The sequence below is a fragment of the Rhodanobacter sp. K2T2 genome (assembly GCF_013408815.1).
Classification (GTDB): Bacteria; Pseudomonadota; Gammaproteobacteria; order Xanthomonadales; family Rhodanobacteraceae; genus Rhodanobacter.
Genome location: NZ_JACCCA010000011.1, coordinates 145,385 through 169,498 on the forward strand (window position 1 = coordinate 145,385; position 24,114 = coordinate 169,498).

Sequence of the window (24,114 nt, forward strand, 5' to 3'; positions counted from 1 at the left end):
CAGGATAACGGGCGCCGAGTCATCTTCGCGTCAGCAGAGCCCTCGCGGGTCGGCGCATTTTGCGGCGGCAGTCTCAATGGGCCGGTGGCTTGAGCGGCGAGTCAGGCCGCGCCTGCGCATACATCTCCCAGCTGATCTGTTTCAGCAAGCCTTGTCGATCCTTGCCCTGTACGTACAGATCCATATGCGTGCGGTTGGGCAGGAAACGAAAATCCGATCTGGCATGCAGCCCGTCCAGCGTCGCCTGCAGCTTGTGCGCGGCGCCGTCGAGATAGAACGTATCGGCCGTGCCGACGATCAGATGGATCTTACCGTCCAGATCGGGTTTCAGCTGCGGCCAGTTGTGCTGCAGCCGCCAGCTGATGTCGTAGTGATCGCGCCAGTAGTCAACGACGGCGGGGTCGATATCGCCGGTGTCGCGATCGAACATCGGCAGCGGCAGGCCGTTCTTGCCGCGCGGCGAAAACACCCACTCGAACGAACCGAGCTGGCCGCCATAGGTGCCGAGCACGCGCTCAAGCTTGGCGAACTGTTCGAACGTGCCCAGCACCTTGCCGTGATCGCGCACCAGCGGATAGGCCGAGCCGTCCGGCTTGCGATAGACGTTGGCATGCGGCGCGTACAGATCGATGCCGGTGAAATCGTGGAAATCGCTCGGGTCGGGCGACGTCGACCACGTACCGCCGAAAATTTTCGGGTAGCGCGTCTGCAGCCACAGCGTGGCCCAGCCGCCGGAGGAGTGGCCGTTGAGGAAGCGCCCGCTCGGCTTGGCATCCATCCGGTACTGCGTTTCCAGCTGCGGAATCAGCTCGGTCGTGAGCGCCTGTCCCCACGGCCCGTTGTTGACCGAGTCGGCGAACTCGTGCGTGCCGGTGGGGCTGGACTCGTCGAGAAATACCCAGATCATCGGCGGCATCTCGCCCTGCTTCATCGCCGCATACACCGTCGTCAGAGGACCGGCAACGCGATCGTTGTTGCCGCCGAAGCCCTGCGTGTAATACACGGTGGGATAGCGCTTGCCGGCCTTCGCATCGTAGCCCGGCGGCGTCAGCACCTGACCGCGCATGGTGATGGGGCGGCCCCAGAAGGCGCTCAGCGAGGGACTCACGAACTGGATCGCCGTGGCGTGCTGGCGCGCCTCCGGCAACGCATCACGGGCGGCCGCAGGCGCAGACGCCGACAGCTTCCACGGATCGCGCGCCGGCAGCGCCTTGCTCAGCGCCAGCGTCGGGATGCTGGCAACCGGCAGATGCAGCTTCACCACGTTGCTGACCAGATCGCCCGCGCCGCGCCCGAGGTAGTTGTAACTATGCTCGGTATCGAGCACCGCCTGCACGTAATAGTCGCCCGGCGGCAGCTGGGAAAAGCCGGCGGGGAAAGCCAGCTGGTCGGCGTCGATATCGTTGATCTGACCGGGCGTCCAGCGGCTGATCTCGCGCGCGGCCACCGAGGTCTGCGTGGCGCTGAAGGGATTGGCGTCCACGTCATCGACGGTGCTGCTCTTGCCGTCGGATTCGGTCTTCGCGTCGGCCTCGGCCGCCTTGGCCTCGACGGCGAACAGCAGCAGCCTGCCGGAGGTCGGCGTGGCCGACGCCGAGCTGTCTAACTGCACGTGGAAAAAGCGGTGCGCGGGGAGCGCGTCGGTCTGCGCATCGGCCGAACCGACAAGAAACGCGGACAGCAACACGGCAGCAGCAACATGGCGATAACGCATGGATCATCTCCGAAAAAGAAGGACAGACAAGCGGAATTTCACTCGCCACCGCAGCGTGGCGTCCAGCGTCTTACTCGTTCGCCATAGCCGGCTTCACCGGCGCCAGCCGCAGGTCCTGGAAGTCGAAACTGAAATCCGTCAGCGGCGAGATAGGCTCCATCCGCGCCTCGCGGATATGGCCGTCCATATCGAGGCTGAAGCTGATGAAGGCATCGGCATTCAGGTCGCGATCGTCCCAGCGCACGGTGAACGTGTCGTGCTGCCACGGCGACAAGGTACCGATCAGCTGAGCGGTCTTGCTGAAGCGCAAGCGCAGCTTGCCGCCTTCGTTGCTAATGATCACGTCGCCATACCAGGGGTCGCGATAGATGCCGGCATATTGCGCCAGCGGCAGCGACGGCTTGCTGCTCTTGTCGCGCGCCTTTTCATGGGCGGCGAAGCTGCCGTCGGCCTTCGACTCGGCCTGCTTCACCGCCTTGTCGTAAACCGCTACCCAGTTCGTCTTCTGCGTCGGGTTGAGGTAGGCATCGAGCGCCCGGTAGGTCACCGCGTTGAACGCCGCGCCGGATTCCTGATTGGTCAGCACCACCACGCCCAGATGCAGCTCGGGCACCAGGGTGACGCGCGACACCATGCCCGGCCAGCCACCGGTATGCCAGACCAGCCGCTGATTGCGGTAATCGGACAGGAACCAGCTCTCGCCGTAGCCGTAGAAGTGCGGCGTCAGCGGCGCCAGCTCGGGGATCGGCGGTTTGTTGATGGTGATCGGCGTGAGCATCGACCACATCTGCTGCTGGCTGTCCTCGGAGAACAACCGCACCGGCTTGCCGTCTTTTCTCGAACCCGGCAACACGCCGCCGGCCAGCTGCACGTTCATCCACTTGGCCAGATCGTGCACGCTGGCGTAGATGCCGCCCGCGCCCGGATCGTTCAACCAGGCCATCGGCGGCACCGGCTCCAGATTCTTGAAATTGGCCCGCGCGTGGCCGGTCGCCACGTCCATCCCCGGCTTGAGATAGGTCTTGTCGATCAGCGACTCGTCCATGCCGACCGGCTGGAACAGGTGGGTGCGCACATAGTCGGCGTAGCTCTGGCCCGACGCCTGTTCGATCACCAGGGTGGCCACGGCGAACAGGATGTTGTCGTAGGCGTAACCGCTGCGAAAGCCGTTCTTGATCGGCACGTAGCGCAGGTGCTCGACGACCTCTTTCGTGGTGTAGGAGGTCGGCGGCCAGTACAGCAGATCGCCCGCGCCCAGACTCAGGCCGCTGCGATGCGCCAGCAGGTCGCGGATGCGCATCTCGTGCGTAACGTAAGGATCGGACATGCGGAACCACGGCAGGTGATCGATCACTCGATCGTCCATCTTCAGCTTGCCCTGTTCGGCCAGCTGCTGCAGCGCCGCGGCGGTGAACGCCTTGGTATTGGACGCGATGGCGAACAGCGTGTGCGCATCGACCTTGTCCGGCTTGCCAACCTCGCGCAGGCCGAAGCCCTGCTCCATCACCACCTTGCCGTCCTTGACGATGGCCACGGCGATGCCCGGCACGTCGAAGGTCTTGCGCGCGCTCTCGACGTAGGCGCCGAAATCCTGCAACTGAGTCGGCAATGCCGCGGAGTCTTGAGTATTTGACGAGGCCGCTCCGGCGTCGGCGAGAGCCGGTGCGGGCGAGGTCTGCGCGCTGGCGGATCCAGCCAGCGCCAGCAGCACGAAAAGACTTACCGTCCCGAGAGAAAGCGATGGGCGGGAAAAGGTCTTTGGCATATCGATTCCTTCAGGTCAATCGACCAACTATCGCGGCAAAGCAGGCGCGAAGCCAGCGCTGGAAGTCATGGTTCTTCACGCCACCCCCGACAGCGACCCGGCATCGTCTTAGCCGGTTACCATATTTCCTACCCGTAGGACGTTGCCCCCGATGCCATCGACCACCGACGATCTATTCGCCAGCCCGGCACCCGCTGCCGGGACCTCGCCGATTCGCGTCGGCATCGGCGGCTGGACGTTTGCACCCTGGCGCAAGAATTTTTATCCCGAGGGTCTCGTGCAGCGACGTGAGCTGGAATACGCCAGCCGGCAGCTGCGCGCCATCGAGATCAACGGCACCTTCTACCGGGCGCAGACGCCAGCCGTCTACGCGAAGTGGGCCGCCGAGACGCCGGAGGACTTCGTGTTTTCGCTGAAGGCGCCCAAGACGGTAACCCAAGGTAGACGGCTGGCCGAGTCGACCGCCGCTGCGAAGCGTTTCATCAGCGGCGGCCTGGACGAATTCGGTGCACGGCTCGGACCGATCCTGTGGCAGCTGCCACCCTCACGCACATTCGATCGCGACGATCTCGATGCCTTTCTCGACGCGCTGCCGCGCACATTGAACGGGCGCCCGTTGCGCCACGTGCTGGAAGTGCGGCACGAGAGCTTTCTGTGCGATACCTACCTGCAGCTGGCGCGCGCGCAGAACGTGGCCACGGTGTTCACCGACTCGACCACCTATCCGTCGATGGCCGATATCACCGGCGATTTCGTCTACGCGCGGATGATGCGCAGCCACGCGGATATCGCCACGGGCTACTCGGCCAGCGCACTCGGCCAGTGGGCGAAACGCGCGAGCGTCTGGGCACGTGGCGGCGATCCGGACGACCTTCCGCATGTGGGCCAGCCCACCGCCAAGGCAAAAGCGCGCGATGTGTTTGTGTTCTTTATCAGCAGCGCCAAAGAGCGCAATCCCGCCGCCGCCATGGCGATGCAGGCGCGCGTCGACGCCGCTTGATCCACGATAGCCGCGAGAGATTGTCGCTACGCGCACGGCCAACGGACTAAGCTTTCGGTCTATCAACCCTGCGTGTGAATTCCGATGCGCCAACTCAAGCCACTGATCCTGCTTATCGCGCTAGCGGCTGCCGCGATCTTCTGGTCGGGACACGGGACATCGATCGGCGGAAGAACGAACGTTTTTCCCACAACCCGCAGCGCCAGCACCGATGCCGGCCTGCCCAGCTTTCTCCCGGCGGAAGCTAGCGCCACGCTGGACCGAATCGCCAGCGGCGGCCCTTTCACGCATCGGCAGGACGGCGTGGTGTTCGGCAACTACGAAAACCTGCTGCCGCAGGAGCCGCGCGGCTATTACCACGAGTACACGGTGGAAACACCCGGTGCGGACACGCGCGGCGCACGGCGCATCATCACCGGCGGTACGCCGCCGCAAATCTATTACTACACCGACGATCACTACCGCAGCTTTCGCGCGTTCAAGGTGGCCCAATGAGCCTGTATCGCTCGTACGGCCCGCGCGAGATCGACCCGAACCTCACGCAGCCGACGCAGAGCGGAATCTACTTCGTGGGCAGCGACGACCTTGCGCGGCTGGCCAGAACCGCGGCGCGCGACGAGCTGCGCGTTTGCCATACCGACCTTTCCGGTTGCCACGGCAAGGCTGATTTACTGCGACGGCTGAGCGTGTCGCTCGAACTACCCGCCACGTTTGGCGACAACTGGGATGCGCTGGCCGACAGCCTGCGCGATCTGCGCTGGATGCCGGCCTGGGGCTATGTGCTGCTGTTCGACCACGCCGACGATTTGCGGCGCTCTGCGGCAGCGGACTTCGACATCCTGCTTGGTATTCTCGACGACGCCGCCACCTTTGCCAGTGACAACGACATGCCGTGGTTCGCGTTTCTCGCGTTGCCTGACGCGGCCACCGAAGCCGCGGGCTGACGTTTCCCGCTCCAACACCTTATTCATCACTCCAAACATTCATCACCCACGCATTCATCACCTCAGCCGGAAAATCATGCAAACCCAGGATTTCGAACTCGAAGGCGACTACGTCGAACTCAACATGCTGCTCAAACTCACCGGCATCTGCGACAGCGGCGGTGCCGGCAAGGCGATTGTGGCCAGCGGCGCCGTGCTGGTCGACGGCACGATGGAACTGCGCAAGACCTGCAAGATCCGTGCGGGTCAGGTCGTCACCATCGACGACATGGAAATCCACGTGCTGGCGGACGCCCGCTGAAGCGCGGCGACGATCGAGGCCGGAAGGGTAACCCGCGCCGGCCGGTGAGCGAATAACGTGTATCCGGGGCATCCGGATGCTGCAGGAACGCCGGGCCAGAGCCGTAAGAAACGAAGGCCAGGCACCTTCCCGCTGCATCCGCTGCCGTCGTCACCACGTAACTGGATGCATCGCGACCTGCCGCATCCTTACCGCTAGCGAGGCCACCATGAATCGTCGCACCCTGTTCAAAGCCCTGCCCCTGGCCGCCGCCCTGATGATGGCCGGCCTGAGCGCCTGCCAGTCCGCGTCTGCGGCCAGCGATGCCGGCGTTGTTCCCGCACCCACCATCGATGCCCCGAAAACCGCGGCGTCGAAAGACCAGATCGCCGTGCTGGCCGGCGGCTGCTTCTGGGGCATGCAGTCCGTGTTCGAGCACGTCAAAGGCGTGCAAAAGGTCGAGGCTGGCTACTCCGGCGGCGCGGCCAACACCGCGCACTACGACCAGGTGAGCGATGGCGATACCGGCCACGCCGAGTCGATCCGCGTGGAGTTCGATCCCAGCCAGATCAGCTACGGCCAGCTGCTGCAGGTGTATTTCTCGGTGCCGGTCGATCCGACCGAGCTGAACCGGCAGGGGCCGGACAGCGGCACGCAGTACCGCTCGGCAATCTTCTACAACAGCCCGGAGCAGCAGAAAATCGCCAGCAGCTATATCGCGCAACTGACCGCGGCCAAAACCTTCCACGGATCGATCGTGACGCAGGTGGTGCCGCTGAAGGCGTTCTATCCGGCCGAGGCCTACCACCAGAATTATGCGCAGCTGCATCCGGACAATCCGTACATCGCCTACAACGATGCGCCGATGGTCTCGAAGCTGAAAAAGCTCTATCCGACGATCTACAAGGACGAGCAACAGGTCGTCGAAGTTCAGCTGCACTGAGTCATTGGCAACGCGTCACGATAGGTTCGACTTGCGTGAGGCGTCACGATCCCCATCTCTGGACTTCTGCGCGCGCCGCGCGGCTGGCTGGAAGACTCTCCCCTCGTGACGCCTCACGCCACCTCTTCGTCAGCGACTGAATCGAATGAACTCACGCGCAGTTTTCTGGGCGTGTTTCGTTACAGCGGCCGCGCGCTCCAGTTGGTCTGGAGCACCAGCCGGCCGCTGACCATCGCGCTGGCCTTGCTCACGCTGATCGCCGGTCTGTTGCCGGCCGGCGTGGCGTATGTGGGTGCACACATCGTCGACGCCGTGGTCCAAGCAAGTCGCCAATGGGCAGCCAACGGCAGTGCGCCGTGGTGGCCGGTGATCCGCTGGGTACTCCTCGAAGGTTTGCTGGTGGCCTTGCTGGCCGGCGCTCAGCGTGGGCTCTCGGTATGCCAGTCGCTACTGCGCGCGCTGCTGGGCCAGCGCGTCAACGTCATGATTCTCGAAAAGGCGCTGACGCTGGAGCTGGCCCATTTCGAGGATTCGGAGTTCTACGACAAACTCACCCGCGCGCGGCGCGAAGCCTCGACGCGGCCGCTGTCGCTGGTCACGCGCACGTTCGGCCTTGGGCAGAACGCGATATCGCTGATCAGCTACGGCACATTGCTGTTCCATTTTTCGCCGTGGGCGGTGCTGGTCCTGCTGCTGGCCGGTTTGCCGTCTTTTATTTCCGAAACCAAATTTTCCGGCGATGCGTTTCGCCTGTTCCGCTGGCGCTCGCCCGAGACGCGCATGCAGCTGTATCTGGAAACGGTGCTGGCGCGCGAAGACCACGCCAAGGAAGTGAAGCTCTACGGCCTCGGGCCACTGCTGCTCGATCGTTATCGCAACATCTTCGACACGCTTTATCGCGACGACCGCGACCTGACCATTCGTCGCGACAGCTGGGGTTTCGGGCTGGGCCTGCTCGGCACGCTGACGCTTTATGCCGCCTATGTGTGGATTGCCATGAGCACGGTGGTCGGGCGCATCACGCTGGGCCAGATGACGATGTACCTGATGCTGTTCCGGCAGGGTCAGTCGGCGGTGTCGGCGATGCTGTCGGCGATCGGCGGCATGTATGAGGACAACCTCTATCTGTCGACACTCTACGAGTACCTCGAAACTCCGGTGCCGCCATCCACCGGCACCGTGCAGGTCGGCGCCCAACCGAGCGACGGCATTCGCTTCGAGCGGGTCAGCTTCACCTATCCCGGCGCGACCGAGCCGGCGCTGCAGGATATCGACCTGCACATCAAACCCGGCGAGTCGCTGGCGCTGGTCGGCCAGAACGGCTCCGGCAAGACCACCTTGATCAAGCTGCTGACGCGGCTGTACTCGCCCGACAGCGGCCGCGTGCTGCTCGACGGCAACGACCTGCGCGACTGGGATGAAGGCGTACTGCTGCAGCGTGTCGGGGTGATATTCCAGGACTTTGCGCGCTACCAGATGCGCGTCGGCGAGAACGTCGGCGTCGGCGACGTGACCGCGTTCGAAAACGCCGAGCGCTGGCGCGAAGCGAGCGACAAGGGCATGGCCAGCGAATTCATCGACACCTTGCCGGCCGGCTTCGATACCCAGCTCGGCAAGTGGTTTCGCGACGGCCGCGAGCTGTCCGGCGGACAGTGGCAGAAGATCGCGCTGGCGCGTGCCTTCATGCGCTCGCGCGCGGACATCCTAGTGCTGGACGAGCCCACCGCGGCGATGGACGCCGAAGCCGAAGCCACCATCTTCGAGCATTTCCGCGAACTGTCCGGCGGCCGCATCGCGATCCTGATCTCGCACCGCTTCTCGACAGTGCGGATGGCCGACCAGATCATCGTGATCCAGGACGGCCGCATCAAGGAACGCGGCAGCCACGAGCAGCTGATGGCGCAGGCCGGCCACTACGCTCACCTGTTTTCGCTGCAGGCGCAAGGCTACCGCTAGAAAACACCCCTGCAGCTTGACCCTGCCCGCCCCCGCGCCCCATGCTTCGCTGTCCGCTAGACGTCCCACCCCGGTTGAAACACACGCATGAGCAGTCGCTACAACGCCGCCGATATTGAAGTCCTCTCCGGTCTCGACCCGGTCAAACGCCGACCCGGCATGTATACCGATACCACCCGCCCGAACCATCTGGTGCAGGAAGTGGTCGACAACTCGGTGGATGAAGCCCTGGCCGGCCACGCGCGCAGTATCGAAGTGGTGCTGCATGCGGACGGCTCGGTCGAGGTGAGCGACGACGGCCGCGGCATGCCGGTGGACATCCATCCGGAAGAAGGCGTGTCTGGCGTCGAGCTGATCATGACGCGACTGCACGCCGGCGGAAAATTCAGCGGCAAGAACTACAACTTCTCCGGCGGCCTGCACGGCGTCGGCGTGTCGGTGGTCAATGCGCTGTCCGATCGCGTCGAGGTATCGATCCGCCGCGATGGCAACGAATACCGCATGGCCTTCGAGCACGGCGACAAGGTCAGCCCGCTGGAGATCGTCGGCTCCGTGCCGAAGAAGCGCACCGGCACCACCCTGCATTTCTGGCCCGAGGCCAAGTATTTCGATTCGCCGAAGGTGTCGCTGGCGCGGCTGCGGCATCTGCTGCGGGCCAAGGCCGTGCTGTGCGCCGGCCTCAGCGTCAAGCTCACCGACGTTGCCAGCGGCGAAGTCAACGACTGGTACTACGAGGACGGCCTGCGCGACTATTTGCGCGGCGAACTCGACGGCGCCGAGGCCCTGCCCAGCGAGCTGTTCGTGCATCACATGGCGCGCGATGTCGAAGGCATGGAGGTCGCGCTGGCCTGGCTGCCGGAAGGCGAACTGGTGCAGGAAAGCTACGTCAACCTGATCCCCACCGCGCAGGGCGGCACGCATGTGAACGGCCTGCGCACCGGCCTGACCACGGCCATCCGCGAGTTCTGCGACATCCGCAACCTGCTGCCGCGTGGCGTGAAGCTGGCGCCGGAAGACGTATGGGAACGGCTGGCGTTTGTGCTTTCTGCACGCTTGCAGGATCCGCAGTTCGCCGGCCAGACCAAGGAGCGACTGTCGTCACGCCAAACCGCCGGCATGATCGAAAACGTCATCCACGACGCCTTCAGCCTGTGGCTCAACCAGCACGTCGACATGGGCGAGCGGATCGCGCAGCTGGCGATCGAACGCGCCAGCGCGCGCTTGAAAGCGGCCAAGCAGATTGTCCGCAAAAAGATCACCCAGGGCCCGCAGCTGCCCGGCAAACTGGCCGACTGCACCGCGACCGACCTCACCCGCACCGAACTGTTTCTGGTCGAGGGCGACTCCGCCGGCGGCAGCGCCAAGCAGGCGCGCGACAAGGAGTTCCAGGCGATCCTGCCGCTGCGCGGCAAGATCCTCAACACCTGGGAAGTCGAGTCCGGTTCGGTGCTGGCGTCGGAAGAGGTGCACAACCTCGCCATCGCCATCGGCTGCGATCCAGGCAAGAACGATCTCTCGGGGCTGCGCTACGGCAAGGTGATCATTCTGGCCGACGCCGATTCGGACGGCCTGCATATCGCAACTTTGTTGACTGCACTTTTCCTCAAGCACTTCCCAACCCTGGTCAGCGAAGGCCACGTCTTCGTGGCGATGCCGCCGCTGTTCCGCGTCGACGTGGGCAAGCAGGTGTTCTACTGCCTCGACGAGAGCGAGAAGGAAGCGATGCTGCAGCGGATCGAACGCGAAAAAATGAAGGGCGCGGTCAACACCACGCGTTTCAAGGGCCTGGGCGAAATGAATCCGCCGCAGCTACGCGAATCGACCATCCATCCCGATACGCGTCGGCTGGTGCAGCTGACCATCGGCGATGAGGACGGCACCTCCAAACTGATGGACATGCTGCTGGCAAAAAAACGCGCCGGCGATCGCAAGGCCTGGCTGGAAGAGAAAGGCGACCTGGCGACGCTGGAAGTCTGAGCCAGCCAAACGGCGGCTGCGTTTTTCAATGCGGCCCGCCGTGTGTCGAATCGCTTCGTGGTTCGAACGAGCCCCGCGTCCTCATTACCACCGGTCGCGATCCCGCGTTATCCGGCAGATACAGACATGCGGCGTTGACGCACACCCTGACGCCGCATCGGTTTTGTTCGTGGTCCCGTGCATCCGACCCACGACTCGCGCCGTATCTCCTCACGCTTCCAATCCGCGAAGCGGAAAATCTGGAGTTACACATGAACAAGAATCAGCGTCTGCGTGGTATCGCCCTTGGACTCTCGCTGGCTTTTGCCACTGTCGCCGTGGCGCCGATGGCGATGGCCGACTCGATGAGCAACATGAGCATGGGCAAGACCGTCGAAGTGGGCGGAGCACCGATGTACCCGAACAAGAACATCATCGAAAACGCGGTGAACTCGAAGGATCACACCACCCTGGTTGCCGCCGTCAAGGCTGCCGGCCTGGTCGATACGCTCTCGGGCGCCGGCCCGTTCACCGTGTTCGCGCCGACCAATGAAGCGTTCGCTGCACTGCCTGCCGGCACCGTCGACACCCTGCTGAAGCCGGAAAACAAGGCGGATCTGACCAAGATCCTCACGTACCACGTGGTGCCCGGCAATGTGACCTCGGCCGACCTGCTCAAGCTGATCAAGAAAGGCGGCGGCAAGGCTTCGGTAAAGACCGTCGAAGGCGACTCGCTGACGTTCAGCAAGGATGCGCAGGGCGTGGCCATTACCGACGACAAGGGCAACGTCGCCCACGTCACCATCGCCAACGTGAAGCAGTCCAACGGTGAGATCCACGTCATCGACAAGGTTTTGATGCCGTAATCCGCATCGCCGTTTTAAAACGCGAGTGTTTCACCAGCGCCCCGACTCCCTCATCGGGGCGGCTTTTTTTGTGCGCTCGACCGGGCTAAGGTGACGACTGGTTATTACCGAGCGACACCCATGTCCTTGCTGCCACCTCTCGATCTGCAGCGCTGGATCGACGACAACCGCCACCTGCTCAAGCTACCGGTAGGCAACAAGTGCATCGTCGATGGCGACTTCATCGTCATGATCGTCGGCGGCCCCAACGCCCGCACCGACTATCACTACGACGAAGGCCCGGAGTTCTTCTATCAGCTTGAGGGCGAGATGGTGCTGAAAGTGCAGGACGACGGCCGCGCACGCGATATTCCAATTCGCGCCGGCGAACTTTTCTATCTGCCGCCGCGCACGCCGCATTCGCCGCAGCGCATGCCCGCATCCATCGGCCTGGTGATCGAGCGCAAGCGCCTGCCGCACGAACAAGACGGGCTGCTGTGGTTCTGCGAAAACTGCAATCACAAGCTCTACGAAGAATTTTTCGTGCTCGGCGACATCGAGCAGGATTTTCCGCCGGTGTTCGATCGTTTCTACCGTTCGCGCGACGCGCGCACCTGCGGCCAGTGCGGCCATCTGAATCCGGCACCAGCCAAATACGGCTGAGATAAAGCTGATGCCGCCGTACGCGACAAACCTATCGCGCGGCTGACTCTATTTACCGCGCGCCAGCCACTTGCCTGCCATTCGCCGCAGCGAGTCATCGGCCGACGCATCGTTCGCGATGTCGAGGATCGATTTCCACGCCAGCGCCAGCGACTCCTCGCTGATCGCAAACTGTTCGCTGCCTGTGGCGCGCACCACGTAACGCACGTCGTAATGCCAGTGCTCCGGCTCATCGCCGCGTGCGGGAATACGGTGACGGTCGAGATCGAAAATAGCCGGCTCGACCACCAGATCGGTCAATCCGGATTCTTCCTCGGCCTCGCGCAGGGCCACGTTGGCCAAGTCGGTATCACCATCGGCATGCCCACCTAACTGCAGCCAGCGACCGAGCTTGCGGTGATGAGTCAACAGCACGCGCTCGCCGTCCGCGCTGACCAGCCACGCCGAGCCGGTGAAGTGGCCTGCACTGTGGGTTCGCTCAAACGTCTCGAAACCGCCGAGCGAAAAATCGACAAATTGTTGCGCCAGCCATGCGTGCTCGGGATAGCTTGCCGCGTAATTTCGAAAGAGGGGAGCGGTGTCGGGCGAACGGAAGGTCATGGCGGGATTAGCTTAAAACCAGAGCAGATCATAGCCGCAGCGCAGCTTGTACCCCCACGATGGCTCGGCTATGGTTCCAGATTGACACAAACGAGCGGCAAGGCCCACGCAGCAGCCTGTGCCTGCCAGCAAAAGCCGCCACTCTCTCAGGGGACCCACGCATGCTCAAACAACTTTTCGCGAAGCATCCCATCAGTGCGACGCCGCAGATCGATGCGGCTTTCGACAGCGTCACCGGCGAGCCTTCGCTCAAGCGCGTGCTCACCGCGCGGCATCTGGTCACCCTGGGCATCGGCGCGGTTATCGGTGCGGGTATCTTCGTGATCACCGGACAGGCGGCGGCCGAGCATGCCGGCCCGGCGGTGATGATCAGCTTTATCGTCGCGGGCATCGCCTGCGCCTTCGCAGGCCTGTGCTACGCCGAGTTCGCGGCGATGATTCCGGTTTCCGGCAGCGCCTACGCGTATTCCTATGCCACGCTCGGCGAGATCGTGGCCTGGTTCATCGGTTGGAACCTGGTGCTGGAATACATGTTCGCCGTCGCCACGGTGGCGGCCGGCTGGTCGGGGTATTTCAACGAGTGCCTTTCGATCATCGGACACTGGACGGGCATGTCGCTGGCTCTGCCCGAGTCGCTGGCCTCGGCGCCGTTCAAGTTTGCCGGTCATAGCATCGTCGGTACCGGCACGCTGATCAATCTTCCGGCCATGGCCATCGTGGGCGGCCTGACCTGGCTGTGCTACATCGGCATCCGGCAGTCGTCCTTCGTCAACGCGATCATCGTGTCGATCAAGCTGATCGTGATTTTTCTTTTCCTCATCTTCGCGTTCCGTTTCATCAACCCGGCCAACTGGCATCCGTTCATTCCGCCGGCGGAAGGCCCGGGGCAGTTCGGCACCAGCGGCATCTTCCGCGCGGCAGTTCTGGTGTTCTTCTCGTACGTGGGTTTCGATGCGGTATCGACCGCCGCCGGAGAAGCGAAAAATCCGCAGCGTGACATGCCGATCGGCATCCTCGGCTCCCTGGCGATCTGCACCGTGCTGTACATCGCCATGGCGCTGACGCTGACAGGCATTGCGCCGTATCGCGCCCTGGGCACGCCGGAACCGGTCGCCACCGCGCTCAGCTTCTACCCGCAGCTGCTGTGGCTGAAAGCGATCGTCTCGTTCGGGGCGCTGGCCGGCCTTTCCTCGGTGATCCTGGTGATGCTGCTGGGCACGTCGCGCATCTTTTTCAGCATGTCCAAAGACGGCCTGCTGCCGGTGGCGATGGGACGGGTCCACCCCGTTCGCCGCTCGCCTTCCGTCGCGACGATCGTTTCGGGCGTGGTTGCCGCCGTCACTGCCGGCCTGTTTCCCGTGAGCATTCTCGGCGAGCTGGTATCGATGGGCACGCTGCTGGCCTTCACCACGGTCTGCATCGGCGTGCTGACGTTGCGCTATACCCGCCCCGAACTGCCGCGAGCGTTTCGCGTACCGGGCGGCATGGTCGGCGTTTGGCTGGTCAGCGGGCTGGGTTCGTTGATCTGCCTCTACCTGTTCTGGCAGTCGTTCCAGGTCAACTGGCCGCTGATCGTCGGCTGGACCGCCATCGGCATGGCGATCTACTTCGGCTATGGCCACTGGCACAGCAAGATGCGCGGCCCCAGCAGCCGCGCCTGATACGCGATCGAAGGGCCGGCCCTCTCCCGGCCCTTCGTTTTACCGATGCACCACGAACCGTCCCACCTCATGCTGGCAAGGCGACTCGATGCTTAAACAGTTACTCGCGCGCAAGACCGATTTTTCGCAAACCGACGATGGCCAACACGGCCCGGCGCTGAAGCGAACGCTGGGACCCTGGGGACTGACGGCGCTGGGCATCGGCGCAGTGATTGGCGGCGGCATCTTCGTGATTACCGGTCAGGCCGCGGCCGAGCATGCGGGCCCGGCAATCATTCTTGCCTTCGTCATCGCGGCGATCTGCTGCAGCTTTACTGCGCTGTGCTACGCCGAGTTCGCCACGCTGATTCCCATGTCGGGCAGCTCGTATTCCTACGCCTACGCCACGCTGGGCGAGCTGGTGGCGTGGTTCATCGGCTGGAACATGGTGCTGGAATACGGCGTATCGGCATCCGCGGTAGCGGTGAGCTGGACGGGATACTTCGTGAGCCTGCTCGACCATTTCGGCATCCATCTTCCGGCCGTGCTGACCAATGCGCCGCTTGCCTATACCGACGGGCATCTGGTGACCACGGGAGCACTGTTCAATCTCCCTGCCGTCGCCATCGTGATGGCGCTGACCTGGCTTTGCTACGTCGGCATCCGGGAGTCCAGCGGCGCCAATCTGGTGATGGTAATTTTCAAGGTCGCGCTGATCGTGCTGGTGATCGCTGCCGGCTGGCATTACGTGAACCCCGCGCTCTGGCATCCGTTCATTCCAGCCAGCCAGGGGCCGGAAAAATACGGCTGGGCCGGCATCATGCGCGCCGCTACGCTGGTGTTCTTTGCCTATATCGGTTTCGAGGCAACGTCCACGGCGGCGCAGGAGGCGAAGAACCCGCAGCGCGATCTACCGATCGCCACGCTCGCCTCGCTGGCGATCTGCACGATTCTGTATATCGGCATCGCTGCCGTGATCACCGGCCTGCTGCGCTTCGACCAGCTCGACACGGCCGAGCCGGTGGTCACCGCCGTGCGCGCACATCCGCAGCTGTTTATTCTGCGCTGGGCCGTGGAGATCGGTGCCTTGATCGGCCTGTCGTCGGTGATCCTGGTGATGATCATCGCGCAGCCGCGCATCTTCATGATCATGGCTCGCGACGGTCTGCTGCCGCCGGTGTTCGCCAAGATCCATCCGAAATATCACACGCCGCATATCAACACGGTCATTACCGGCGTGGGCATCGCCGCGCTGGCGGCGGTGTTCCCACTCGACGTGCTCGGTGACCTAGTGTCCATGGGTACTCTGATCGCCTTCGTCGCGGTCTGCGCCGGCGTGCTGATTCTGCGCAAGACGCGGCCCGATTTGCCGCGTACCTTCCGTGTGCCTTGGGCACCGGTGACCTGCGTGCTCGGCGTGCTCAGCTGCCTGGCACTGCTGTACTGGGAGAACTGGTACCAGTGGCTGCTGCTGGGCATCTGGACGGTCGTCGGCATGGCCATCTACTTCGGCTACGGGCGCCGGCACAGCCATCTGCGCCAAGAGCAGGCGCTGAGCTCAAAGACCTGAATTTCGCCGAATGGCTAGAAAAATGCCGAATTGCCGCCGATAATTGCATTTCCTGGCCACGCATGCTTCCTCACGCTGAGTCGCTGAAAGTCTCAACGCTAACTGAGAATTTTTTCGTAAGTCTTTGTTTTAAAAGTACTTAACGAGATTTTTTCGAGAGAAATTTTCGTACCAGCCGCCCATTCGTGCTGCTCGGGAGTATCATCCCCAGTCCGGGGATATCACTTGGCAGTGGGCCTTCGGATCGCCGCCCGGCGCATCGAGTGGGGTCAGCTCCTCAGCTTGGTGCGTCGGGCAGCACTTTTATCGCGATGACTGAATTCTGCAGGCTGAGTTTGCGCCGATGTGTTTTGCGCGATCCGCCATGCAAAAAGGCCGGCAAGATGCCGGCCTTTTTATTTCACGCTCTACCCTGCGCGCATCGAAGATACGTTGCGAAGGTCAGCCCGCTTTCGGGTTATGCGAAACGCACCAGCCCTTCGCGTTGACCGACTTGCCCGGGAACAGCTGGCACGGTCCACGACCCGTCGCACTGCCGGAGTAGAACTGGCAGTTGGAGCAGTTGTCGCCCGCCTTGTGTTTCGGATCGGTCGCCTTGCTGCCATCTTCCACATAGCCCAGCGCCTTGGCCGTGGGATCGTCCACACTGACCGGCGGCAGGTCGGCGGCGCGCGCGAAGCGCGGCAGGCCACCCATGATGGCCACCGCGGCCGTGGTACCGGCAGCAACCTTCAAAAAACGACGCCGTGATTCGATGTTCTTCTCATTTGACATGGGCAAGCCTCCGTCATGTATCCCACGCCCTTTGCGGTGGATTGCGGCGATAGTACGCCTGTTTCGTCAATCATTCGTGACTGGCGAGAATGGCTCTCATTCAAGACTGGGCGGGCGTTTGTGCGTGATATGATGATCTTCCATTTGGACGTCCAAATCCCATGAGCCAGCAGCTACCCGCTACGATATCGACCAGCCTGTTCGAGGCGCGCGCAGACTCGATCGCGAACACCGCGCGCGAGCTCGCAGCGCTGGGCTGGACGCCGGCGACCAGCAGCAATTTTTCCGCCCGCATCGACGCCGACTACGCGGCGATCACCATCTCCGGCCGCGACAAGGGCAAGCTCGGTCGCGACGACATCATGTTGATCGACATGCACGGCAATGCCGTCGGCACCGATGCGAAACCGAGCGCAGAGACCGCGCTGCATACGCAAATCTACCGTCGCTGGCCCGAGATGGGCGCCGTGCTGCATACGCACTCGCGCACGCAGAGCGTCGCCTCGCGCCTGTACGCCGACGATGGCGTCATCCGCCTGCAGGGCTGGGAGCTGCAGAAAGCGATTACCGGCTACACCACGCACGAAAGCCTGCTGGAGATACCGGTATTCCCCAACACCCAGCACATGCCTGAGCTGGTCGATAAGGTCGACGCCTGGATCGACAGCGGCAAACCGCTGCACGCGTATTTGATCGACGGCCACGGCATCTATACTTGGGGCCGCGACATGAAGGAAACGCACCGCCATCTGGAAGCACTCGAATTCCTGCTGGGCTGCGAACTGGATCTGAAAAGGTTGAGGGCATCATGAGCCAACTACGCATCTTCGACGAAAGTCATCCCGACGCCGAGCTCGCGCTGCACCGCGATTACGCCGCCATCGCCCGCGAGCTGGGCAAGGTCGGCATCCGCTTCGAACAGTGGGAGGCCAGCCAGCCGATTTCGCCCGGCGCCAGCCAGGACGAGGTCATTGCCGCCTATAAAACGGATATCGATCGGCTGATGGCGGAAACCGGCTACCAGGCCGTCGATGTGATCAGCCTCACGCCCGATCATCCCGATCGCGCCATGCTGCGGCAGAAGTTTCTCAGCGAGCACACCCACAGCGAGGACGAAGTGCGCTTCTTCGTCGCCGGCGCCGGCCAGTTCACCCTGCACATCGACGGCAAGATCTACGACGTGCTGTGCGAATCCGGCGACCTGATCGGCGTCCCCGACGGCACGCGCCACTGGTTCGACATGAGCGAAGCGCCCTACTTCGTGGCCATTCGCTTCTTCACCAACAAGGAAGGCTGGGTCGCCAACTTCACCGGCGACGGTATTGCCGAGCGTTTCCCGCGGATGCAGCCCTACTCGCCAGCAACTCGCTGAATAGAACCCGCCGTCGCTGACACGGCCAAGCCGAACGTTGACCGGCCAGATCGCCCGGTCGTTTATGCTGGGCGCCTTTTCCAGGCAACGCCAAACCATGACCGATATCCGCGCCATCGTCACCGACATCGAGGGCACCACCAGCTCGATCAGCTTCGTTCGTGATGTGCTGTTTCCCTATGCCCGCGAGCGCCTGCCCGCCTTCATCGAAACGCACGGCGACACGCCCGAGGTGCAGCACTGGCTGCACGAGGCGGCGAAAGAGGCCGGCCTGGTCGAGGCCAGCCGGCAAGAGATCATCGAACTGCTGATCCATTGGGTCGACGAGGACCGCAAGTCGACCGCGCTCAAGGCGCTGCAGGGCATGATCTGGAAAGACGGCTACGAGGCCGGCGATTACCAGTCCCACATGTACCCCGAAGTCGCCGCTCGTTTGCGGGCGTGGCAGGCCAGCGGCCTTTCGCTCTACGTCTACTCGTCCGGCTCCGTGCCGGCGCAGAAGCTGCTGTTCGGTTTCAGCGAAGCCGGCGATCTGACGCCGCTCTTTTCCGGCTACTTCGACACCGAAACCGGCCACAAGCGCGAGGCCGACTCTTACACGAAGATCGCTGAAGCCATCAGCCTGCCGCCGCATCAGATCCTGTTTCTGTCGGATATCGTGGAAGAGCTCGACGCCGCGCAGACGGCCGGCTTGCAGACCGCGTGGCTAATCCGCGAACCGCTGGCCTGGCCGAACGCGCCGCGCCATGCGGCGTATCGCGATTTCAACGCCATCCAACCCTGACGCCACCGCGTACGAGCCCTGCCATGCGAACTGCACTGATCACCGTCCTCGCGTTCGCTGCCGGCGTCCTCGTGATGCTGTGGCTGCCGCGTCATTCCGCCCTCAACTTAGGTAACGGGCAATCCGGTTCGACGACTGCCACGGCGACCGGTTCCAGCAGCGGCGAACCGGCGTCATCATCGTCGGCCGACGACGACCCGGATGAAAACAACGACGCCGACTGGCCGAGCAGCGGCCCGTCACCCGAGCAGGTGATGTATGCGCAGCCGAAGATGGTCGCCGATGCGCTGGCCAAACTCACCCCGCGCGTCGCCGGCAAAACGAATCTCTACCTGGTGACCTTTGCCGGCGACGGTGGCGAAGACGTGTTCCGCAATGAGGCCGAATACGCCGCGCAGCTTTTCCCGCAGCGCTTCGGCCCCACCGCGCACACGCTGGTGCTGGAGAACAATCCCGATACCTTGTCCAGCCACCCGCTGGCCAGCTGGAGCAATCTCGAAGCGGCGCTCGATGGGGTGGCCAAAGTGATGAAGCCCGATCAGGACGTGCTGATGCTCTACATCACCAGCCACGGCGACGAGGATCACAACCTGCTGGTGGATATGGACCCGCTGGCGCTGGACCAGATCGGCGCACCGGACCTTGCCGGCATCCTGGCCAAACGGCCCTTCAAATGGAAGGTGCTGGTGGTCAGCGCCTGCTATTCGGGCGGCTTCGTGCCGCCCCTGCACGGCGCCGGTACGCTGGTGATCACCGCGGCCCGCACCGACCGCAGCTCGTTCGGCTGCGGCAGCGATTCGGACGCCACTTACTTCGGCAAGGCCTGGCTGGTGGATGCGCTGAACCAGACACCCGATTTCATCGCCGCCTTCAAACAGGCCAGCGGTGAAATCAGCCAGTGGGAGCAGCGCGACAAACTCACGCCATCAGAGCCTCAGATCGATGTCGGCAGCGGCATCGCCGAACAGCTCGCGCTGTGGCGCCAGGGTTTCACGCCGGGCCCCGCCGTGCCATTCAAGCCGGCGGCGCCGGCGCCAGCCAGCACGACGGCGCTGGCGCAGTAGCTCGAAGCTCGCTTGGCTTTACGGTGCCCGCGGAGCTTTGGCACGCGTGCGCTTTGACGGCACCCGCGCCCCGTCCTTGGGTGAAGGAGCGCCGCCATCGCTCATCTGTTCCATCCACGACAGCGTGTCGATGTAGGACAGAAAATGCTGCAGATAGCCTGGCGAAAGCTCGTGCATGAGGGTGAGCGACCGATGCACCAGGCTGCCCGAGTTGAGCGGTCCGGCATCGGCAGGCACCTGCTCCAGCGACTGGCGTATCTGGCTCTCGATGCGCACCTCGGACCAGATGTTTCTGAACTCATCTAGCGCCTCCAGCGTTGGCAATGCGGTGGTCCCAGGCGTCGCGTCAGTCGTGGCGAGATCGTCAACACGAGTGGCTGCACGGTTGGCGATGTCATCGAGCAATTCGCCTAACGCGCCACGAGCCGGCGCCGATGGCGCGGACACGCCGTCGGCATCGCCAGCGCAGGATGCCGCATTGTCGAGATCCGCCGCATACGCCTCGACAAGCTTGGTCAGCCGCTTATCCAGCAGCTGCCGCGTCGCACCGTCATGGCCTGCCGCACGCTGCTCCAGCACTTCGATGAAATGAAATCGCCACGGACTCAGGCGATCGGCGTTCTGCTGCCGCCACGCGTCGAGGATCTTGCGGATGCGTGATGCGCTATCACTCATGAGCCGCCACGGCTGCCGTCGGCTGCTTCGGGATCGGCGAAATTTCCACGCGCCGGTTCTTCGCCCGTCCCTCGTCGTCGGCATTCGAGCCTACCGGCTGCTCGGCACCGAACGCCGCGGCAAAGACCGACGAGGCCGGCAAACCATCGGCGATCAAGGCTCGCGTCACGGTCAGCGCGCGCTCGGCGGACAGCTCCCAGTTGTCGGCGAATTGCCGGTTGCCGTCGCGCACTTGCCGGTCATCGGTGAAACCGCTAACCATCAGAATCTCGTCGCGCGACTTGAGGTAGTCGGCCAGCGGGGCCGCCAGGCTCCTCAATACCTCATGCCCCTCGGGCTGCAGCTGATCGGAGTTCAGCGCGAACAACACGCTGCCGCGGATACCGATGCGCCCGTTGACGAGGGTCACCCGGCCAGCGGCCAGCGGAACCGCCAGCGCCTGCTCCAGAGTCATGCTGCGCTTCGCCTCGGCCTGCTGCTGTTTGACCGCTTCATCCAGCTTGTTCGACAGCTGCAGCTGCACGCCGATCACGCCCACCAGGATCAGCACGAACACACCCAGCAGCACCGACATCAGGTCGCCGAAGGCCGCCCAGATCGGCGCCGTCGACTCCTCGACGCCATCCACTTCGTCGCTCATGTCGCTTCGGCCCCGGCGAGCGCCCGCTGGCCGGCGAGCTGCTGCATTTCCTCGATGATCTGCTTCTGCGACAGCATGCTCAGATCGATCACTTCCCTCGCCTGCGCGACGTAATAGGCGAGCTGCTCGTCGCTGCGCGCGAGCGACTTGTCCAGCGCCGCTTCGATGCGCTGCAGGTGCTCCATCAGCAGGCCGTTCGACTCGCCGAACGTCTGCACGGCCGCACCGAAGACTTCGCCCAGGCTGGCCACCTCGACGGCACTGCCGGTGACCTGCGCAGCGACGGCACCGAGCTTGCCGGTTTCCGCCTCGATATGGTCGGTGAAGCGCGTGCCGACACGATCCAGCAGATCCGCCGAGGTGGTCACCAGCGCATCGACAGCCACGCGTTGCTCGGTGGACGCGTGGTTCACCGCATCGAGCAGGGTATCGAGTGTGGCCATCAGGCGGCTACGTTCCTCCAGCATGGCGGTATCGCGGACCATGCTGTCGGAGAGTTTCTGGCGCATCTCCGCGACGACTTCGGCAGCGGCCCTGGGCGCTTCGGACGCGGCTTGCACGAGCCGGGAAATTTCGGCGATCGTGTCGCTGGCGTGTGCCTGGGTCTGTGCCGAGATGTCGTGCGCGGTCTTCGCCAGCGTGTCGCAAATCGCCTGCTGCCGGGTTGCGGCCTGCTCGCCCGTCTGCTCCCACTGGTTGCTCAGCACCGCGGTCATCGCAGCGAACGCATCCGTCCAGGTCGTCAAACGATTCTTGTCCCGCGATTCCAGCAACGTCTGCAAGTCCGCATGCGACTGATGCACGCGCTGGACCAGCGACGTGGCGTGTTCATCGAACGTCGCCGCTGCCGCACTCAACGCCTGCTGATGGCGGGTCGCCAGATCGGCGTTGACGGCATCCTGCCGCGACAGCGCATCGTTCCACGCGCTCGCCGCGCCGTCCGCCGTGGCGTCGAGGCGTGCAGCGACGCCTTCCAGCAAGCCGGCCGAGCGTTGCTCGAAGGTCTCGCTGAATTGCTGCAGTGAGCGGCGCAAATCCTCGGCCAGCGCCTCGTTCGTCCGCTGCTGCTGCGCCAGTGCCTCGTTCCAGACCGCGGCCATGGTCGCGGTGGTCGTCTCCAAGCCGGTCGACACGCCATCCAACTGACGCGCCACGGCCTGCGTCACCGTCTCGTGCAGCGATGCCGTTTCGCGTGCGAGACCGGCCATGGTGGCTTCCACCGCTGGCTGCAGCGCCGTCCCGACCGCAGCAGCACTCGCGGCCACGCTCTCCTGCAACGACGCCTGCACGGCGCTGGCAAGGCGCGTATAGGTAGCCTCGGAACTCGCGTGGAAGGCTTCATGGCTGGCCACCTGCCGCTCGCTGGTGGCCACGCTGTGTTGTTCGATGGTCGCCATCATCGTCTGCAGACGATCGACCAGAACCGGCATCAGTTCGGTCTGCTGCTGCAGCAACTTGAACGACTCCTCGCGCTGATGGCTCTGCGAATGAATGCGCAAGGTCGTCGCGATATTCGCGTCCAGCACCTGCACCGCCTGCAGCCGCTCGCGCCGGCAAAGCGCCGACAGCAGCCCGAGCATCGCCGAGCTGGCCACGCCGGCGATCGAGGTGCCGAACGCAAATCCCAGCCCCTTGACCGGCGCGGCGAGCGAGCCGCGGATCGCCTGCAGATCCGTCGCGCTTTCCAGCGCCATGCCGGTGCCCCGAAGCGTCGCCATCATGCCCAGCAACGTGCCCAGCATGCCGAGCAGCACGAGCAAGCCCACCAGATACGACGTCAGCACCGGCACCGGCAAGGCCACGCGCTCACCCTCGATGCGCAGGCGCGTCGCGTTGCGCAGGCTCGGATGCAAACCGCCGAGCCAGTCGCTCAGGCTGGCCGGTGCGGAGGACAGATCCGTTACCGCGCGCGTCAGCGTGAACGTGGCCTGCCGATAACGATGCAGCTCCAGAGCGCCCGCCAGATAGCACACGCCAATCACCAGCGTAACGGCGGTCGCCAGCGGATTGGCTCCGACGTAGCCGGCGCCGATCCAGCACACCGCGGCCAGACCGACGAAAAACACCGCGAGATGAAGCAGATTTCTGACCATGACGCCTCAATAATTAGGTGCGAAGCGCTGCGAGCAGGCCTTCCACCGGATGAAAACGAACGTCCAATTCGGCGAGCAACACGCTCTGCACATCCTGGCGAAACACGTCCAGCCATGCGCCAGGCGTTGTCGCCGGGACAACTTCCGACACCTGCGCCTCGGCCAGCGCCTTCTGCTCGGCCTGACGCAAGCGTTCGAAACGATCGCCGAGCAGCACGGGCACGCGAGCCAGCAACGCCTGCTCGCGCGGACTCAGCACACGCTCCATGACTGCATCGACGTCGGCCAGCCGCGCCATGTCGACCGACTGCTGCGCAAGCATGTCGCGCAAACGGCCGCGCAGATTACCAGTAGCCGCCTGCATCGACCGCTGAATGGCCAGATAACGCTGACGAAACACCGAGTAATCGACCGTTTCAGGCGCGCCATCGTCCTCGGCCAGCACGTGTTCAAGCCCGCGCTGGCGCGATATGGCAAAGGTGCCATCGCCAACAATGGCACTGACCAACGAGCGACGCACGCGGGCGCACTCGTCCTCTTCCGCGCTGCCAAAGGTTGGCGCATCCACGTCCACCTCGGACGGCTTGCCATCAATCGTCGTCGACAGCGCCACCGCATGCGTCCAGTCAAGCCACTGACCCAACCGATCCGACAACGATTGTCTGGACGGTCGAACGTCAACGTCCGTCAGGCGGGCAAGCAAGCGAATAAACGTGGGGCCACGGACACTGGTCCGGTGAGTAGCTTGCGGCATATTTCTGGCTGAAAAACCGTTATTTTACACGCTAACCGCTTGGAGGCGGTTGGGTGTCAGCGCGCGGGCAAAGGCCACAACA

23 protein-coding genes are annotated in these 24,114 nt (G+C 63.8%); 15 read left to right on the plus strand and 8 right to left on the minus strand.

Going from position 1 to position 24,114, the window contains the following annotated elements; genetic code table 11:
- Positions 1 to 73: 73 nt before the first annotated feature.
- Positions 74 to 1,714, minus strand: a complete 1,641-nt coding sequence (locus HDE78_RS17125) for an alpha/beta hydrolase-fold protein (protein WP_179481708.1) — start codon at positions 1,712 to 1,714, stop codon at positions 74 to 76.
- Positions 1,715 to 1,784: 70 nt separating this feature from the next.
- Positions 1,785 to 3,479: a serine hydrolase gene (locus tag HDE78_RS17130; RefSeq protein WP_179481710.1), complete on the minus strand. Its 1,695-nt coding sequence runs from the start codon at positions 3,477 to 3,479 to the stop codon at positions 1,785 to 1,787.
- Positions 3,480 to 3,630: 151 nt separating this feature from the next.
- Between HDE78_RS17130 and HDE78_RS17135 the strand changes: the two genes are divergently transcribed.
- The 9 genes from HDE78_RS17135 to HDE78_RS17175 all read left to right on the plus strand — a co-directional run bounded on the left by HDE78_RS17135 (position 3,631) and on the right by HDE78_RS17175 (position 12,066).
- Entirely contained in the window at positions 3,631 to 4,479 is an 849-nt protein-coding gene (locus HDE78_RS17135) for a DUF72 domain-containing protein (RefSeq protein ID WP_179481712.1), read from the plus strand.
- A gap of 84 nt (positions 4,480 to 4,563) precedes the next feature.
- A complete protein-coding gene (locus tag HDE78_RS17140) occupies positions 4,564 to 4,974 on the plus strand; it encodes a ribonuclease domain-containing protein (RefSeq protein ID WP_179481714.1) in 411 nt (136 codons plus the stop codon).
- On the plus strand, positions 4,971 to 5,423 hold the full coding sequence (locus HDE78_RS17145; protein ID WP_179481716.1) for a barstar family protein: 453 nt from the start codon (positions 4,971 to 4,973) through the stop codon (positions 5,421 to 5,423). The genes HDE78_RS17140 and HDE78_RS17145 overlap by 4 nt, the downstream gene beginning before the upstream one ends.
- Positions 5,424 to 5,499: 76 nt before the next feature.
- Positions 5,500 to 5,724 (plus strand): RNA-binding S4 domain-containing protein, encoded by a 225-nt coding sequence (locus tag HDE78_RS17150; protein WP_179481718.1) that lies wholly within the window; start codon positions 5,500 to 5,502, stop codon positions 5,722 to 5,724.
- 208 nt (positions 5,725 to 5,932) lie between these two features.
- The gene (msrA, locus tag HDE78_RS17155) at positions 5,933 to 6,646 is read left to right on the plus strand and encodes a peptide-methionine (S)-S-oxide reductase MsrA (RefSeq protein ID WP_179481720.1); all 714 of its coding nucleotides are present in this window, start codon (positions 5,933 to 5,935) and stop codon (positions 6,644 to 6,646) included.
- A gap of 105 nt (positions 6,647 to 6,751) precedes the next feature.
- Positions 6,752 to 8,602 carry an ABC transporter ATP-binding protein gene (locus tag HDE78_RS17160; RefSeq protein ID WP_343205660.1) on the plus strand — a complete coding sequence of 617 codons (1,851 nt, stop codon included), beginning with the start codon at positions 6,752 to 6,754 and terminating at the stop codon, positions 8,600 to 8,602.
- 87 nt (positions 8,603 to 8,689) lie between these two features.
- Positions 8,690 to 10,579 carry a DNA topoisomerase IV subunit B gene (gene parE, locus HDE78_RS17165; protein WP_179481722.1) on the plus strand — a complete coding sequence of 630 codons (1,890 nt, stop codon included), beginning with the start codon at positions 8,690 to 8,692 and terminating at the stop codon, positions 10,577 to 10,579.
- A gap of 326 nt (positions 10,580 to 10,905) precedes the next feature.
- Complete coding sequence (locus HDE78_RS17170) at positions 10,906 to 11,424, plus strand: fasciclin domain-containing protein (protein ID WP_218862493.1); 519 nt, start codon at positions 10,906 to 10,908, stop codon at positions 11,422 to 11,424.
- Between the two features lie 120 nt (positions 11,425 to 11,544).
- Positions 11,545 to 12,066, plus strand: coding sequence for a 3-hydroxyanthranilate 3,4-dioxygenase (locus HDE78_RS17175; protein WP_179481726.1), 522 nt, complete (start codon positions 11,545 to 11,547; stop codon positions 12,064 to 12,066).
- 48 nt (positions 12,067 to 12,114) lie between these two features.
- Here HDE78_RS17175 and HDE78_RS17180 read toward each other — a convergent pair whose 3' ends face one another.
- Positions 12,115 to 12,666, minus strand: coding sequence for an NUDIX hydrolase (locus HDE78_RS17180; protein WP_179481728.1), 552 nt, complete (start codon positions 12,664 to 12,666; stop codon positions 12,115 to 12,117).
- A gap of 161 nt (positions 12,667 to 12,827) precedes the next feature.
- Here HDE78_RS17180 and HDE78_RS17185 point away from each other — a divergent pair, with 161 nt between their 5' ends.
- Both HDE78_RS17185 and HDE78_RS17190 read left to right on the plus strand, forming a co-directional pair.
- Positions 12,828 to 14,327, plus strand: a complete 1,500-nt coding sequence (locus HDE78_RS17185; protein WP_179481730.1) for an amino acid permease — start codon at positions 12,828 to 12,830, stop codon at positions 14,325 to 14,327.
- 88 nt (positions 14,328 to 14,415) lie between these two features.
- Positions 14,416 to 15,876 (plus strand): amino acid permease, encoded by a 1,461-nt coding sequence (locus HDE78_RS17190; RefSeq protein ID WP_179481732.1) that lies wholly within the window; start codon positions 14,416 to 14,418, stop codon positions 15,874 to 15,876.
- 441 nt (positions 15,877 to 16,317) lie between these two features.
- Here the strand turns inward: HDE78_RS17190 and HDE78_RS17195 are convergent, their stop codons facing one another.
- The gene (locus HDE78_RS17195; protein WP_179481734.1) at positions 16,318 to 16,650 is read right to left on the minus strand and encodes a high-potential iron-sulfur protein; all 333 of its coding nucleotides are present in this window, start codon (positions 16,648 to 16,650) and stop codon (positions 16,318 to 16,320) included.
- A gap of 161 nt (positions 16,651 to 16,811) precedes the next feature.
- Here HDE78_RS17195 and HDE78_RS17200 point away from each other — a divergent pair, with 161 nt between their 5' ends.
- The 4 genes from HDE78_RS17200 to HDE78_RS17215 all read left to right on the plus strand — a co-directional run bounded on the left by HDE78_RS17200 (position 16,812) and on the right by HDE78_RS17215 (position 19,870).
- A complete protein-coding gene (locus tag HDE78_RS17200; protein ID WP_179481736.1) occupies positions 16,812 to 17,462 on the plus strand; it encodes a methylthioribulose 1-phosphate dehydratase in 651 nt (216 codons plus the stop codon).
- Positions 17,459 to 18,022 (plus strand): acireductone dioxygenase, encoded by a 564-nt coding sequence (locus HDE78_RS17205; RefSeq protein ID WP_179481738.1) that lies wholly within the window; start codon positions 17,459 to 17,461, stop codon positions 18,020 to 18,022. The genes HDE78_RS17200 and HDE78_RS17205 overlap by 4 nt, the downstream gene beginning before the upstream one ends.
- Before the next feature lie 97 nt (positions 18,023 to 18,119).
- On the plus strand, positions 18,120 to 18,806 hold the full coding sequence (gene mtnC / locus HDE78_RS17210) for an acireductone synthase (RefSeq protein ID WP_179481740.1): 687 nt from the start codon (positions 18,120 to 18,122) through the stop codon (positions 18,804 to 18,806).
- Between the two features lie 23 nt (positions 18,807 to 18,829).
- Positions 18,830 to 19,870 (plus strand): C13 family peptidase, encoded by a 1,041-nt coding sequence (locus HDE78_RS17215; protein ID WP_179481742.1) that lies wholly within the window; start codon positions 18,830 to 18,832, stop codon positions 19,868 to 19,870.
- Positions 19,871 to 19,888: 18 nt separating this feature from the next.
- Here HDE78_RS17215 and HDE78_RS17220 read toward each other — a convergent pair whose 3' ends face one another.
- From HDE78_RS17220 to HDE78_RS17235, 4 genes are read right to left on the minus strand one after another with little or no spacing between them, the layout of a single operon-like run.
- Entirely contained in the window at positions 19,889 to 20,545 is a 657-nt protein-coding gene (locus HDE78_RS17220; protein ID WP_179481744.1) for a DUF2894 domain-containing protein, read from the minus strand.
- Positions 20,538 to 21,185 carry an OmpA family protein gene (locus HDE78_RS17225; protein WP_179481746.1) on the minus strand — a complete coding sequence of 216 codons (648 nt, stop codon included), beginning with the start codon at positions 21,183 to 21,185 and terminating at the stop codon, positions 20,538 to 20,540. The genes HDE78_RS17220 and HDE78_RS17225 overlap by 8 nt, the downstream gene beginning before the upstream one ends.
- Positions 21,182 to 23,278 carry a DUF802 domain-containing protein gene (locus tag HDE78_RS17230; protein WP_179481748.1) on the minus strand — a complete coding sequence of 699 codons (2,097 nt, stop codon included), beginning with the start codon at positions 23,276 to 23,278 and terminating at the stop codon, positions 21,182 to 21,184. Before HDE78_RS17230 ends, HDE78_RS17225 begins: the two co-directional genes overlap by 4 nt.
- Before the next feature lie 13 nt (positions 23,279 to 23,291).
- Complete coding sequence (locus HDE78_RS17235; protein WP_179481750.1) at positions 23,292 to 24,032, minus strand: DUF3348 domain-containing protein; 741 nt, start codon at positions 24,030 to 24,032, stop codon at positions 23,292 to 23,294.
- Positions 24,033 to 24,114 lie beyond the last annotated feature (82 nt).

What these genes read in the sequence shown, in the direction of transcription:
- HDE78_RS17125 (WP_179481708.1), bottom strand. Translation starts at nt 1,714, where the DNA reads ATGCGTTATCGCCATGTTGCTGCTGCCGTGTTGCTGTCCGCGTTTCTT.
- HDE78_RS17130 (WP_179481710.1), bottom strand. Translation starts at nt 3,479, where the DNA reads ATGCCAAAGACCTTTTCCCGCCCATCGCTTTCTCTCGGGACGGTAAGT.
- HDE78_RS17135 (WP_179481712.1), top strand. Translation starts at nt 3,631, where the DNA reads ATGCCATCGACCACCGACGATCTATTCGCCAGCCCGGCACCCGCTGCC.
- HDE78_RS17140 (WP_179481714.1), top strand. Translation starts at nt 4,564, where the DNA reads ATGCGCCAACTCAAGCCACTGATCCTGCTTATCGCGCTAGCGGCTGCC.
- HDE78_RS17145 (WP_179481716.1), top strand. Translation starts at nt 4,971, where the DNA reads ATGAGCCTGTATCGCTCGTACGGCCCGCGCGAGATCGACCCGAACCTC.
- HDE78_RS17150 (WP_179481718.1), top strand. Translation starts at nt 5,500, where the DNA reads ATGCAAACCCAGGATTTCGAACTCGAAGGCGACTACGTCGAACTCAAC.
- msrA (WP_179481720.1), top strand. Translation starts at nt 5,933, where the DNA reads ATGAATCGTCGCACCCTGTTCAAAGCCCTGCCCCTGGCCGCCGCCCTG.
- parE (WP_179481722.1), top strand. Translation starts at nt 8,690, where the DNA reads ATGAGCAGTCGCTACAACGCCGCCGATATTGAAGTCCTCTCCGGTCTC.
- HDE78_RS17170 (WP_218862493.1), top strand. Translation starts at nt 10,906, where the DNA reads ATGGCGATGGCCGACTCGATGAGCAACATGAGCATGGGCAAGACCGTC.
- HDE78_RS17175 (WP_179481726.1), top strand. Translation starts at nt 11,545, where the DNA reads ATGTCCTTGCTGCCACCTCTCGATCTGCAGCGCTGGATCGACGACAAC.
- HDE78_RS17180 (WP_179481728.1), bottom strand. Translation starts at nt 12,666, where the DNA reads ATGACCTTCCGTTCGCCCGACACCGCTCCCCTCTTTCGAAATTACGCG.
- HDE78_RS17185 (WP_179481730.1), top strand. Translation starts at nt 12,828, where the DNA reads ATGCTCAAACAACTTTTCGCGAAGCATCCCATCAGTGCGACGCCGCAG.
- HDE78_RS17190 (WP_179481732.1), top strand. Translation starts at nt 14,416, where the DNA reads ATGCTTAAACAGTTACTCGCGCGCAAGACCGATTTTTCGCAAACCGAC.
- HDE78_RS17195 (WP_179481734.1), bottom strand. Translation starts at nt 16,650, where the DNA reads ATGTCAAATGAGAAGAACATCGAATCACGGCGTCGTTTTTTGAAGGTT.
- HDE78_RS17200 (WP_179481736.1), top strand. Translation starts at nt 16,812, where the DNA reads ATGAGCCAGCAGCTACCCGCTACGATATCGACCAGCCTGTTCGAGGCG.
- HDE78_RS17205 (WP_179481738.1), top strand. Translation starts at nt 17,459, where the DNA reads ATGAGCCAACTACGCATCTTCGACGAAAGTCATCCCGACGCCGAGCTC.
- mtnC (WP_179481740.1), top strand. Translation starts at nt 18,120, where the DNA reads ATGACCGATATCCGCGCCATCGTCACCGACATCGAGGGCACCACCAGC.
- HDE78_RS17215 (WP_179481742.1), top strand. Translation starts at nt 18,830, where the DNA reads ATGCGAACTGCACTGATCACCGTCCTCGCGTTCGCTGCCGGCGTCCTC.
- HDE78_RS17220 (WP_179481744.1), bottom strand. Translation starts at nt 20,545, where the DNA reads ATGAGTGATAGCGCATCACGCATCCGCAAGATCCTCGACGCGTGGCGG.
- HDE78_RS17225 (WP_179481746.1), bottom strand. Translation starts at nt 21,185, where the DNA reads ATGAGCGACGAAGTGGATGGCGTCGAGGAGTCGACGGCGCCGATCTGG.
- HDE78_RS17230 (WP_179481748.1), bottom strand. Translation starts at nt 23,278, where the DNA reads ATGGTCAGAAATCTGCTTCATCTCGCGGTGTTTTTCGTCGGTCTGGCC.
- HDE78_RS17235 (WP_179481750.1), bottom strand. Translation starts at nt 24,032, where the DNA reads ATGCCGCAAGCTACTCACCGGACCAGTGTCCGTGGCCCCACGTTTATT.